At 61.3% G+C, this 13,054-nt stretch carries 11 protein-coding genes; 6 read left to right on the forward strand and 5 right to left on the reverse strand.

Annotated features, from left to right (window positions below; all coding sequences use genetic code 11):
- Window positions 1–67: 67 nt before the first annotated feature.
- Window positions 68–802, reverse strand: coding sequence for an AAA family ATPase (locus JN279_RS12200; protein ID WP_096449659.1), 735 nt, complete (start codon window positions 800–802; stop codon window positions 68–70).
- A 317-nt stretch (window positions 803–1,119) separates the two neighbouring features.
- Between JN279_RS12200 and JN279_RS12205 the strand changes: the two genes are divergently transcribed.
- From JN279_RS12205 to JN279_RS12225, 5 genes are read left to right on the forward strand one after another with little or no spacing between them, the layout of a single operon-like run.
- Window positions 1,120–3,864: a non-ribosomal peptide synthetase gene (locus JN279_RS12205; RefSeq protein WP_096449657.1), complete on the forward strand. Its 2,745-nt coding sequence runs from the start codon at window positions 1,120–1,122 to the stop codon at window positions 3,862–3,864.
- Window positions 3,861–4,844, forward strand: coding sequence for an NAD(+) synthase (nadE, locus tag JN279_RS12210; RefSeq protein WP_096449655.1), 984 nt, complete (start codon window positions 3,861–3,863; stop codon window positions 4,842–4,844). The genes JN279_RS12205 and nadE overlap by 4 nt, the downstream gene beginning before the upstream one ends.
- Before the next feature lie 6 nt (window positions 4,845–4,850).
- On the forward strand, window positions 4,851–6,878 hold the full coding sequence (gene asnB / locus JN279_RS12215) for an asparagine synthase (glutamine-hydrolyzing) (protein WP_096449653.1): 2,028 nt from the start codon (window positions 4,851–4,853) through the stop codon (window positions 6,876–6,878).
- Window positions 6,868–8,424: a class I adenylate-forming enzyme family protein gene (locus JN279_RS12220; RefSeq protein WP_202352883.1), complete on the forward strand. Its 1,557-nt coding sequence runs from the start codon at window positions 6,868–6,870 to the stop codon at window positions 8,422–8,424. The genes asnB and JN279_RS12220 overlap by 11 nt, the downstream gene beginning before the upstream one ends.
- A 55-nt stretch (window positions 8,425–8,479) precedes the next feature.
- On the forward strand, window positions 8,480–8,740 hold the full coding sequence (locus JN279_RS12225; RefSeq protein ID WP_096449651.1) for an acyl carrier protein: 261 nt from the start codon (window positions 8,480–8,482) through the stop codon (window positions 8,738–8,740).
- A 52-nt stretch (window positions 8,741–8,792) separates the two neighbouring features.
- On the opposite strand, the gene JN279_RS12230 is transcribed toward JN279_RS12225, so the two are convergent.
- Window positions 8,793–9,485, reverse strand: a complete 693-nt coding sequence (locus JN279_RS12230; protein ID WP_202352884.1) for a N5-glutamine methyltransferase family protein — start codon at window positions 9,483–9,485, stop codon at window positions 8,793–8,795.
- A gap of 46 nt (window positions 9,486–9,531) precedes the next feature.
- Between JN279_RS12230 and JN279_RS38085 the strand changes: the two genes are divergently transcribed.
- Window positions 9,532–9,822: a hypothetical protein gene (locus tag JN279_RS38085; protein ID WP_210347619.1), complete on the forward strand. Its 291-nt coding sequence runs from the start codon at window positions 9,532–9,534 to the stop codon at window positions 9,820–9,822.
- Between the two features lie 292 nt (window positions 9,823–10,114).
- Here the strand turns inward: JN279_RS38085 and JN279_RS12235 are convergent, their stop codons facing one another.
- From JN279_RS12235 to JN279_RS12245, 3 genes are all read right to left on the reverse strand, one after another.
- A complete protein-coding gene (locus JN279_RS12235) occupies window positions 10,115–10,930 on the reverse strand; it encodes an oxidoreductase (RefSeq protein WP_202352885.1) in 816 nt (271 codons plus the stop codon).
- A gap of 70 nt (window positions 10,931–11,000) precedes the next feature.
- The gene (fabF, locus tag JN279_RS12240) at window positions 11,001–12,302 is read right to left on the reverse strand and encodes a beta-ketoacyl-ACP synthase II (RefSeq protein WP_202352886.1); all 1,302 of its coding nucleotides are present in this window, start codon (window positions 12,300–12,302) and stop codon (window positions 11,001–11,003) included.
- 53 nt (window positions 12,303–12,355) lie between these two features.
- Window positions 12,356–12,934 carry a TetR/AcrR family transcriptional regulator gene (locus JN279_RS12245; RefSeq protein ID WP_202353704.1) on the reverse strand — a complete coding sequence of 193 codons (579 nt, stop codon included), beginning with the start codon at window positions 12,932–12,934 and terminating at the stop codon, window positions 12,356–12,358.
- Window positions 12,935–13,054 lie beyond the last annotated feature (120 nt).

The following is a 13,054-nucleotide window of genomic DNA, read 5'->3' on the forward strand; positions in this document are numbered from 1 at the left end:
CGAGATGGACGGCGACGATGCCTTTCGCGCTGGCTTCTGTTATTTGGATTTTGGTGGCGTGAGACCACTACATCGCTAGACTCGGGGCGGTCTCACGCTCTTCCAAGACTCGCGTGATGACCTTGCCAAAATCGTGAGGTTCAGCACCGTTGATTTGTATCAGGGGCCATCCATCTTGGCGCAAGCACTCGCCGATCTCCCTCGATATATCGGCCTGTCTCAAGCCCCTGTCCACGCCGAGTTCGAACAGCAGGACCTCGAGGAGCGGTTGCTGCGCATGCCGATCCATAAGACGGCGGCGCAACGTTTCCTGCGGCGCATCGAGCTGGATAAGGAGGTCCGGTCGCGGCAGGAACGTCAGGCAGTCACGAACCACGTCGATGCTTGGAGTTCGTGCCAGCAAAACCAGCGCGCACAAAGCCTGGATCAGGCCTTCTTCGAAAATGAAGTAACCTTCCGATTCCTGCGCTTGACGCCAGGACTCGCACAACAGGGCGATGTCGATCTTCATGCGCCATGACCATGTGCGGCTTCTCAAGGGAATTGAAGCCAGAAGCCGCGCAGCGACACCGTCCTTCGGCAAGGTCGACAACAAGACGGGACCGGAGGTGGCAATCTTCCTGCCGATACGCCCAATGGCATGGCGCACCTCCGGGCTGTCATCCTGGACCGACCCATATTCGATCAGGCGATAGCCGTTCACTGTCTTCACGTTGATGCCGTGTTTCGCCATCTCCCGGCAAAGGCCGCGAAGAAGGGTGGTCTTGCCTGCGCCAGGCGGCCCAAACAACTCGATGATCATGGCGGTATGCCCAAGCGTCTCCGAGCAAGCATTCATTCACCTGCGGGTCAAAGCTTAGCCAGACTACAAACCACACCAACATTCATTTGAATGACTTTTCATACCGGCTGCCGGAGGCACGCGGGTTCGGCCTTGGGCTAACGTCTCAGGTCGGGGACCTCTGGGCGAACCAGCCGTTGCTGGAGAGAAACTGGAGACCTTTCCGGGAGGCCGGGGCGGGAAACATCGTCTGATCAAGATCGACGCATCATCCGAATGATTGATGAAAAGATTTCAGTGGCGAGCAATGTACCACATTCAGTTCGGTGGGGCCCTGAATGTCTTCAGCGTATTTGCACTCTGAAGCGGTGAACGAAGATCTAAAGATGGATCGTCGACCGGCGACGACCCGCAAATGGTCAGATATTCCCGAATATGCTCTCGACGAGGGCGGGCCTGTCTTGCGCCATTATCAACAGATGGGCGCCGGCTTTGCGGACATTCCCCTCATCGATCACCTTGGAAACGTCGCAAGGCAATATCCTGACAAGCTAGCGGTCAGCGATGGCGCCAATCGCCTGACTTATTCTGAGCTTTTCCGGGCTGTCGAGACATTGTCTCACCGGATCGCTGCTGTCGTTCCCGAAGGACAGGCGGTCGGAATCCTTCAGGCCAACTCGGCCTGGTATCCTGTGGCGATGCTGGGGAGCATGATGTCCGGGCGGCCTTCCGTTCCGCTCAACATGAGAGATCCGGGCTCCCGGATCATTGAGATTGTGAATGCTGCGCGGCTCGGCGCCGTCATAGGCGCTGGCGAGGTTCGCTCCGTCGATTTGGCACAGGATATCGTATGGATCGATATAGCCGCCAGCGTCGCGCCGAACAGTCGACCCGCGTCGCCACCACCGACGTCCGTTTCCGTCGATGCACCCGCAATGGTGCTTTACACCTCAGGCAGCACCGGACGTCCCAAGGGAATCGTCAACAGCCAACGCAGCCTGCTGTGGCGGGTTCGGCAATATGTCGATGCGTGCCATATCAACGCGGATGACGTCTTCCTGCCGCTGACCGGACCCGCCACGATTGCCGGTTGCCGGGAGATTTTTACGGCACTGCTGACGGGCGCCACGTTGCATCTTCTCGAGGTGGAGGCGGTCGGCCTGCGCGCTGTGCGCGCGCGGTTGCAAGCCGAAGGCGTGACGGTTGCCTATCTTGTTCCGGCGCTGCTTCGGGCGCTCTTGAGCGAGGCCCCTGCTGACACGTTCAGGTCCCTCAGAGTGGCCCGGCTCGGTGGTGAGAAAGTGTCGTGGACAGACATCGCATTGCTGCGCAAAGCCGTTTCCGACCAGTGCCTGATCCAGATCGGCTACTCGTCAACCGAGACCACCGGTTCGCAATGGTTCTTGCCGCCGGACTGGCCTGAGCAAGACGCCACGGTCCCCGTTGGCCGGCTGCTTCCCGGGATGGCATTCGCCATTGTCGACGAAGCGGGGCACAACGTTGGGACAGGCGAGAGCGGAGAGCTTCTGATCCGAAGCCCCTATGTTCTGCTTGGTCATTGGGAGAACGGTGTCGTCGTTCCCGCGCGGCCGGACCTGGACGATCCCGGTGTTCGGCTTTTTGCAACGGGCGACCTCGTTCGGCTGGACGATGATGGCCTGTTGCGCATCGTCGGCCGCAAAGGCCGCCAGATCAAGATCAATGGTCGACGCGTCGAGCCCGCCGAGCTCGAACGGGTCCTGCGTTGCGCCCCTTCGGTGGCGGATGCCGTGGCAATCGTGACGCCGGCCGAGGAACTCATCGCCTTCGCGGTTCCCCAGCGCTTCGCAGGGGCTGCTTTCGCGGAGGAGCTTCGCCAGCTCATCAGAACGACGTTGCCGGCGCCGCTGCGCCCCTTGCGGTTGCACACCATTGCCGCGATCCCGCGCCTGTTGGGAGGGAAGGTCGACCTGGCAACGCTCACCCAGATGGATCGTTCGCAGAGAAAGACGGCGCGGGCCGCCCAGCCGCCCACTTCCCGATCCGCAGGAGGCGAACGGAATACAAGGCAAATCGTGCAGCACGCATGGATGCAGGTTCTCAACACGGGCGTTGCCGCGGGAAACTGGGATGAGGCGGGAGGAGATTCGCTGCAGCTGCTGCATTGCGTCATGGCGATCGAGAGCGCCATCGGGCAAGAGCTGGGCCTCGAGGCCTTCACCGTCGGTATGAGCTTCGACGAGATGGTTGAGGCGGTCGCGTCCGCACAGGCGGGCGAACGGCGCGCGAAGAAGCATCACCCCCCGGTTCTTTTCCTGTTTCCAGGGTCCGTCGGCTATGGCCCGAGCCTGGCCGCGTTCGCAGCCGCCATGGGCAAGGTCGCCCGGGTGAACCCCATAAGGTATCCAGGCCTCGCCGCGATATTGGACGGACATAACAGTCTCGCGGCCATGGCTGACGCCGCACTCGAGCAGATCAGCCGCGCCCAACCTGCCGGCCCCGTGCGGCTTCTTGGCCATTCGCTCGGCGGCGCGGTAGCGTTCGAGGTTGCGGCACGGCTTCTGGCCGCCGGGCGACCGGTAAGGTTTTTGGGTATCCTCGATACGAGCCTTCTGGACGAGCCGAGCAATCATTGGGAGACACTGACCCGCACGTTCCATCGTATTCGCACGAATCGCATATCCGCCCGCCGGATGGCCTGCCGAGCCCTTGCGAAAATCACCGTTGCAATCGGCCGCGAGGCGTATCTCACCAAGCTTCTCGACCGCTTTGCCAAAGGAGAGTTCAACCCGACAAGCTTCAGAACCAAACTGGAACTGCAGGAGGTCTTGCGGGCGCAGTCTTTTTTCCGGTGGCTGGATGCACCGAAACCGGCTCTGCCGATCGCCGGCACCTTGTTTCGGTGTCGTCGTGAGGGAATGCCTCGAACCTTGGGTTGGGATAGCGTTTTGGCACATCTGGACGTGGTTCCGATCATGGGCAACCACATCGACCTTGTCATAGAGCCCAATCTTGCCACCAACCGTCCGCTCATCGAGACGGCCGTCGTGCAGACCTACTCCCCGGCCGAGTCTCGCAAAAGGGAGGATCTGTCATCGACGTGATCTCACATTTCAGCAAGGATGTGCTGGCGCTCGATGCTCGTGCTGAGGTCGATCGTATCGTTGACACCTTGCGCAAGCAGGTTCTTGGCACGCTCCATCGTCGCGGCGTGGTCGTCGGCCTTTCCGGCGGTATCGACAGCTCCGTCGTCGCGACCTTGTGCACGCGCGCGTTCGGCAAGGACAAGGTCCTGGGACTGTTCATGCCGGAGCGGGATTCCTCCGGCGACTCACTCAGACTTGGCCGCCGCGTCGCGGCGCAGCTTGGCATTGATAGCGTCCTGGAAAACATCGGCCCGGCACTGGAGGCTATTGGCGCCTATGGAAGGCAGCTCGAAGCGATCCGGACCGTCGTTCCCGACTATGGGGAAGGCTGGAAGTGCAAGCTGGTGATCGAGCCGGTTCTCGAGAGCAACGGCCTCAACATCACCCGGCTCACCGTCCAGGATCCGGAGGGCAAGGTCGACACGGTGCGTTTGCCGCCAGCCGCCTATCTGCAGATCGTCGCCGCGACCAACTACAAGCAGCGCCTGCGCAAGATGACGGAATACTACCACGCCGACCGCCTCAAATACGCGGTTGCGGGGACACCAAACCTTCTTGAGTACGACCAGGGGTTTTTCGTCAAGCAAGGTGACGGAACCGCCGACGTGATGCCGATCGTTCACCTCTACAAAACCCAGGTTTATCAACTCGCGGAATATCTCGGCGTGGACGAGGAAATCCGGCGGCGCGCACCGACCACCGACACGTTCTCCATGGCGCAAAGCCAGGAGGAATTCTATTTCGCGCTGCCCTATCATCTGATGGATCTATGCCTCTACGGCCTGAACCATGGGATCGCGGGCGACGAGGTCGCAGCGGTTGCCGGCCTCACCGAGCCCCAGCTGCAGAAAGTCTTCAAGGACATCGACGCGAAACGGCGGGCCGCCCACTATCTTCACGCGCGGCCTTTGCTGTCCGTGGAAATTGGCGAGGATTGACCCGGGATGTGCGGCATCGCTGGAATAGTGGCGCTGAACGCCGCGGCGGCTTCTCCTTCGCGTGAGGCGCTGATGCGGATGGTGGGTGCGCTCTCGCATCGCGGCCCGGACGAGCGCGGCCTTTACCGCGACAAACGCGCCGGGCTGGCCCATGCCCGCTTGTCCGTCATCGATCTTTCCAGCGGTCAGCAGCCGCTTGCCGACACAGGCGATACGAGCTGGATCGTGTTCAACGGCGAGATATTCAACTATGTCGAGCTGCGCGAAAAGCTGATTGCGCTCGGCCACCGCTTCCGCACCCGCAGCGACACGGAGGTTGCGCTCCATGCCTATCGTGCGTGGGGCGAAGCGGCCTTCGAGCGGATGAACGGTCAGTGGGCAATCGCAATCTGGGACTCGATAGCGGGTCGTCTCGTCTTGTCGCGCGACCGGTTCGGCATTTGCCCTCTGCATTTCTGTGAACATGCGGGCCGCCTTTATTTCGCCAGTGAAGTGAAGGCCATTTTCGCGGCCGATCCGACCATACCGCGCGCCTTCGATCCCGCCGGCCTCGATCAGACTTTCACGCTCTGGACGGTCGTTCCGCCGCAAGGGGTATTTCGGGGAATCCATGAGGTCGTGCCAGGGCATGTCCGCACCTACCAGGACGGCACCGTTCGCGAGCAGGTGTTCTCGCAGCCGTCCTACCCAGAAAATTTCGGATCGTCGCAGGGCGAGTTCACCGGGTCGTGCGACGAGGCGGTGGAGCGCGTGCGTAGCGCACTCGAGGCTGCGACGGCGCTCAGAATGGTGCGCGCCGACGTGCCTGTCGGCTGCTATCTCTCCGGCGGGCTGGACAGTTCGCTTGTGGCGACGCTGGGAAGGCGCTTCGCCGGCCGACGCTTCCAGACCTTCTCCTTGCGTTTTGCCGACGCCGAATATGACGAGACCCGCTTCCAGCGCCTGGTTGCCGAAGCAACCGGCAGTGAGCACCATGAAGTGGTGGTTTCGCGCAGCGATATCGCCGCCATCTTTCCGGAGGTGATCTACCACACCGAGCGCCCGATACTGAGGACCGCCCCGGCGCCGCTGTTCCTGCTCTCCAGGCTGGTGCGCGAGCGCGGCATCAAGGTCGTGCTGACCGGCGAGGGCGCCGACGAAATGTTCGCCGGCTACGACCTATTCCGCGAAGGCAAGGTCCGCCGGTTCTGGGGGCACCAGCCGGCATCGACACGACGCTCGCGCCTGCTGGAGCGGCTTTACCCCTATCTCACCCGCTCGCCGGTGCAACAGCAAGCGATGGCGCGCCAGTTCTTCGGGCGCGGTATCGAGGCCTATGACGCGCCCGGCTTCGCTCATGACACGCGCTGGCGCAGCACCAGCGCCATCAAGCGGCTTTTCTCCGCGGACCTGCGCGCCGAGACCCAACGCCACGACGCCGTGTCGGAGTTGCTCGCCCGCTTGCCCGCGGCGTTTTCGCGTTGGAGTCCGCTTGCGCAGGACCAGTATCTCGAGGTCCAGACGTTGATGTCGGGTTATCTGCTTTCCTCGCAAGGCGACAGGATGCTGATGGCTCATTCCGTCGAGGGGCGCTTCCCGTTCCTGGACGATGAACTTGTGAGGCTCGCCAATTCACTTCCGCCTTCCTACAAGCTGCGTGTCCTCGATGAGAAGCACGTGCTGAAACGGGTGGCGGAGCCGATCGTGCCCGCCGAGGTCGTGACACGCAAGAAGCAGCCATTCCGGGCGCCCAACGCGCTTTGCTTCACCGCCGACGCCGCGCCGGAATACATTCGCGAAGCGCTTTCGGAGACGGCGATACGCAAGGCGAATGTTTTTGATCCGGCTTCGGTCACACGCCTGCTCGGCAAATGCCAGGCCAGGACCGGCGACGGCGATCTTTCCAATGCCGACAACATGGCGCTCGTCGGTGTGCTGTCGACCCAACTCCTTCACCAGCAGTTTGTCGCGAGCTGTCCCAGTGCGACCCACGTGCATGGGCTCAGCGTCGACGTCGACCGCGAACATCGGGAAGAGTGCTTGCATGTTGCATGATGCCGTACCCCTGCTGCACGACTATCTCGCCCACTCGGCCGGCCGGTTCGGCGACAAGGTGGCGCTGGTGTGCGGCAAGCAGCGTGTCACCTATGGTGAGCTGGAGGCGCGCGCCAATGCGATCGCCCGGGACTTGGCCGCATCAGGGGTCGTGCGCGGCGATCGCGTGATGATCTTCGCCGACAACACCGTCGAGACGGTGGTGAGCTTCTGGGCGGTGCTCAAGGCGAATGCGGTGGTGTGCATCGTCAACCCGCTGACCAAAAGCGACAAGCTCAATTACCTGCTCAACGATTGCCGACCTGCGGCGCTGATCACGGACGCGCACCTGCACTCGATCTTCCGCGAGCCGGCGCACAACTGCCCGTCACTTCTGCGGACGATCGTTTCCGGATCGATCGACGACGACGAGCTCTCCCAATTGCCGCATGCCGTGCGCTGGGACACAGCAGTCGCCGATGGCGGCGATGCACCGCCGGCGCGGCGCTGCATCGATGTCGATCTTGCCGCCATCATCTACACGTCCGGCTCGACAGGCGAACCCAAGGGCGTGATGCTGACGCACAGGAACATGATGACCGCTTGTGCCTCGATCGCTTCCTACCTCGAGCTTGCCGAAGACGAGGTGATCCTCAATGTCCTTCCGCTCGCCTTCGACTACGGCCTGTACCAGATGATCATGGCGTTTCGCACCGGCGCGCGGCTGGTGCTTGAACGCTCGTTCGCCTTCCCGGCGCAGGTCCTCGGGCTGATCAGGCAAGAGCGGGTTACGGGTTTTCCGGGCGTGCCTACCATCTTTGCGGCACTTTCCGAACTCAGGTCCCTCAAGGATCAGGATTTCTCGAGCATTCGCTACGTCACCAACACCGCGGCGGCCCTGCCGCTCAAGCATATTCTCATGCTTCGGGAGCTGTTTTCGAGTGCACGCATCTATTCGATGTACGGCCTCACCGAGTGCAAGCGTTGCACCTATTTGCCGCCGGAGGATCTCAAGCGAAAGCCGCTGAGCGTCGGGATCGCGATCCCGAATACGGAAATGTGGATCGTCGACGAACATGACAGGCGGGTCGGCCCCGGCGTCGTCGGCCAGCTCGTCATTCGCGGCGCAACGGTGATGAAGGGCTATTGGGGCAAGCCCGAGGCGACAGCCAGGAAACTCAAACCAGGCCCGCTGCCCGGCGAGCAGGTTCTATACACCGGCGACTACTGCCGGATGGACGCGGAGGGCTACCTCTACTTCGTTGGCCGTGGTGACGAGATCATAAAATCGCGAGGCGAGAAGGTGGCGCCGAAGGAAGTGGAGAACGTCCTTATGGATATTCCCGGCGTCCGGGAAGCGGCGGTCATCGGTGTTCCCGACGAACTTCTTGGGCAAGCGGTGAAAGCGTTTGTCGTGATGGAGAATGGTAGAACGATCGGCGAAAAACAGCTGCAGATGGAATGCCAGAAGCGGTTGGAAAACTTCATGGTTCCGAAGTCCATCGTCGTCGTGGCCAGCCTGCCGATGACTGACACGGGCAAACTCAAGAAAACGGCCCTGTCATGAGACGGGTCGGCGACGAGGTCGCTAAATTGGTGGTGTCGCTACGGAGGACGAATTCATGTTGACGACCAAGGACCGAACCTACAGCGAGCAGATCCGCAACTTCCTGGTTTCGAATTTCTACGTGAGCGACGTGAAGGCATTGGTGAACGACACGTCCTTGCTCGATCAAGGCATCGTCGACTCGACGGGGGTGCTCGAGATTATCGGCTTTATCGAGGAGACCTTCGGCATCATCGTCGAAGATAGTGAGCTCTTGCCTGAGAACCTCGATTCCATTCAGGGGATCGAGCAATACATCATCCGCAAGATGAATTGATTGCCGGTGCAAAGCCCAGATCGGTTCCTGGAATTGCGCTGGTTTTCCGCACTCATGCCTGCGCCTTGGCTTGTCCCAGAACCACCCGGCCTTCGCCCGCTTCGTTCGAGACGGCGCGGATGTTCTCATATGCCTTGCTGCGCTCCATCAAGCTCATCACCTGCCGGTCCTGGCCAAGGCCGACCTCGAAGAGCAGGATGCCGCCAGGCCGCAAATATCGCGGCGCGTCTTTCACCACCCGCATATGGATGCTGAGGCCGTAAGGGCCGGCCGCGAATGCTTCACGCGGCTCGAGCTCGACCAGATGCGCGCGGTCGCCCTCGAGCCGCTTTTCCGAAATGTAGGGCGGATTGCAGACGATCACGTCGATCGTCCCGTCAAGCCCCAGGTCGGCGAGAGCGCCGAACAAGTCGCCCTGATGCACCGAAACGCGGTCAGCCATGCCGTGATGCGCAGCGTTACGGCGTGCCACGTCAACGCATCCATCGGTGAGGTCGCTCGCCCAGACGCGCGCGGTGGGGACATGATGGGCGATGGCGCATGCCAGATTGCCAGTGCCGCAGCACATGTCGACGACGCGCGGCGCCGGCAGGTTCATTTGATGCAAGACACCAAGGGCCGTCGTGCCCAGCAACTCCGTCTCCGGCCGGGGGACGAGTGCACCGGGCGCGACGAGCAGCTCAAGTCCCATGAAGGCGGCACGGCCCGTGCCATAGGCGTCGGCGACACTGAACTCATTGCTCATGGCGAACCCACTCGCTTGATCTTTCCAGTATAGGTGTTCGGCATTCATGCGCCAGCCAAACCTGCTCCGAAGCCATGAATTTATCGAGCCTGTCCAATGCGCCGTCGGCGGACGAATTCAATCAGGAAATGTTCGCATCACCATTGGCCCGGGTGCGCCGTCAGAAGCAGCGATTTTTAGGACCGCGCGGGTGTCGTTGGCGCGGCTCATCAGGAGCGGCGACGCTCCTCTGCGGGCCAATGATGCATGGAGCAATCGCATACTCAGCAACATCCTCGTCGCCGTTTTGCCGTCGACCGCGTTCGGCTTCAGCCCGAATGACTCGTGGCGGATATGAGCATCCTGTTGGTAGCGTCAGTCGGGAGCATTGAAATTATTGAGGATTGTTGTCCGATGGCGCTGCCGCGGCGGCATTATTTAATAGTTATTTCAATAGCTTAGTCAATTTTTGCAGCGGGAGAGCGCTACCGCCTTTCCCCCACTCATCAGATCGGCGGTTCCTGCTCCGCTGTCTTGGATGAGGATCCATTTTGAATAGCTCCCTCTACTCAATGTACACGTTGTACACGTTGGCTATCTAGTGCCAGCATCTGGATTCGAAGACCTCGTTTTGTCCGCAGCCGAAATCGTCAGACCGGCAGCCCGAGCTGCTTTCGAAGGCTTTTGTCGAATGCGGACGCGGGGACGAAGCGGCGCAGGAGACTGACCTGGCGCGCCATTTTGCCCGCCGCATAGCGCTTCTTGGGAGCGGGATCGGTCGCAGCCGCCAAAACGGTCTTGGCTACCACTTCGGGCGCATCGCCTTTTTCCATCGCTTTCCGCACGGCTACAGTCATGCCAGCGCGCGCGGAATCATAAATATCAAGCAACTGATCGGGGGCGGCGAGATTGTCCTCGAAAGACGTACGGGTATAGGCGGGCTCCACCAACGACACGCGAATGCCGAACGGGCGCAATTCGTGATCGAGCGATTCGGAATAACCCTCAATGGCATGTTTGGTCGACGCGTAAAGCGTGAAATAGGGAGCTGGGATTAACCCCTGCACGGAGCTCAAATTGACAATCCTGCCCGTTCCTTGACGCCGCATTGCCGGCAACACCGCGTTGGTCACGCGGAAAACGCCGAAGACGTTGACGTCGAACAGCGCCTGGGCCTGGGCGGTCGAGGACTCCTCCGCACCTCCAAACAGACCCATGCCGGCATTGTTGACGAGCAGGTCGATGCGCCCGGCCTTGGCCAAAACGTCATCGACCATTTTCGCAACGGACGCGTCGTTAGTCACGTCGCAGGTCAGCATGGTAACGCCGTCGGATTGTTTGGAGGCCGTGCGACGACTGGTTCCGAATACACGATAGCCCGCGCTGAGCAAGGCGTCGGCGGTAGCCCGCCCGATGCCGGAAGATGCCCCTGTCACCAGGGCGACGCCAGGATTGATCTTGTTCATGGAAATCATTTCTTTCTTTGTGTTGGATCGGGATGGCATAAGCACGAAAGGTCGTCGTGAAGGGTGCCAATCATGAGTGCCCCTGGCGCTCGCGTCGGTCCGCCGGGGCGATCCAGCGCCTGAACAAGGCGCTGGCATTCACGCCGCCAAAACCGAAGCCATTGGAGATTGCGTATTCCATCTCCATTGGCCGGGGCTCGTTTGCGACGAAGTCGATGCCGTCGGCGGCCGGATCGGGTGCGCTCAAATTGCGTGTCGGCGGTGCCACCTGGTCCCTGATCGCCAGGATCGAGAAGATGGCACCAAGCCCGCCGGCCGCGCCCAGCAGGTGCCCGGTCGCGGATTTCGTTGCGCTGACAGCTATCGGGAAATCGCGCCCGAATACACTCTTGATCGCTTCGATTTCACCCAGGTCGCCGACTGGCGTGGAGGTCGCATGTGCATTGAGATGACGAACCTCGCTCGGTGAAATCCCTGCTTGCGCAATCGCGATCTCCATGGCCCGGCGCGCACCGCCGCCGTCCTCGGGACCAGAAGTGACGTGATAAGCATCGGCCGTCGTTCCGTAGCCGACGAGCTCGGCGAGCGGTTTTGCGCCGCGCGCCAGCGCGTGGCTCAACGCCTCGATGACCAGCACGCCGGCGCCTTCGCCCATGACGAAGCCGTCCCGCGAAATGTCGAAGGGACGTGAGGCTTGAGCCGGCGCCCAATTGAAGCCGGTTGAAAGGGAGCGTGCGGCAGCAAACCCACCGAGACTGACGGTGTTGATGCATGCTTCCGTGCCCCCGCACACGGCAATATCAGCCTCGTTCGCGCGGATGAGACGGGCGGCGTCGCCGATCGCCTGGATGCCGGCCGCGCACGCTGTCACTGGTGCGCCCAATGGGCCTTTAAAGCCATGACGGATCGAGATGTGGCCCGCTGCGAGGTTCACCAGGAAGGACGGCACCGTGAAGGGCGACAGGCGGCGGGCGCCACGCAGATCGACCGTGCGCACCGCCTCGGTGATGGCGGGGAATCCGCCGACCCCTGAAGCGATAATCGTTGCTGTGCGCAGGCGATCCGTCTCCAAGGCAGGCTTCCATTTCGCCTGTGCAAGCGCCTCTTCCGCCGCCGCCAGCGCAAAGAGAATGAACCGATCCACCTTGCGCTGATCTTTTGCGGACAGGATGCCATCAGGATCGAAACCAGCGTCCGGATCTTCATCCAAGGAGGGCACCACGCCGCCAATCTTCGCCGGCAGGTCTCCCACCACATCGTCCGGAAGCCTACGGATGCCCGAACGACCGGTCAGCAGACGCGACCATGACGCTTCGACATTGGCAGCTAGGGGCGTGACCGCTCCCATGCCTGTAACAACAATCCGTCGCATCTATTCTCCTATCACTTGTCACTTGGGTGCGCCGACAGCGCTGCCCACGCCGTTCAAGCGGCGACTGCTTCGCGCACCTGATCGGTCGCTGCATCCAGAAAAGCCTGCGCAAGGTCGTGGTCATTGACGACCCGCGAGAGGAGCACCGCGCCGACCATCGTCGAGAGAATGGCCATGGCCTTGCTATTGGACTGCTCGCCATTGGCCTCGGCAATGAAACGGCCGAGGATCTCCAGATGCTCGTTGATGCCTGCTTCGAACGACGCTTTCACGTCCTGGCCCTGTCTGGCGGCATCCGAACCGAGTGCCACGATCGGGCATCCGTCCATCCTTTCTCCGCGATGGCCCATGCTGAGATAGAAGGAGATCACTGCTTCGAGCGGATTCTCAGGGTTTGCCGCCGTTGCGTCCGACCAACGGTGGGTGGCGCTCTCCATCGCCCGCTTGGACGCCTGCGCTGCCAAGTCCTCCTTTGACTCGAATTGCTTGTAAAAGGCGCCCTGCGTCAGTCCTGCACCCTTCATCAGATCCTTGAGGCCAATGCCGTCAAAGCCGCGCTCGCGAAAAAGGCGGCTTGCCACATTGATGACGGTCTCGCGGTTTTCCGCGGCTTGGATTCGGCTCACGCGCATCATCGGTCTCCTTTTCGATTGCGTTCGTAATCTATAATCGATATAGAAGTCGAACGCAATCTAATTTGAGATGGGGCGACGAGCGTGAAAAAGAGAACCGTTATCGTATTGGGATCGACC

It is taken from the genome of Mesorhizobium sp. 113-1-2 (assembly GCF_016756475.1).
Taxonomy (GTDB): domain Bacteria; phylum Pseudomonadota; class Alphaproteobacteria; order Rhizobiales; family Rhizobiaceae; genus Mesorhizobium; species Mesorhizobium loti_C.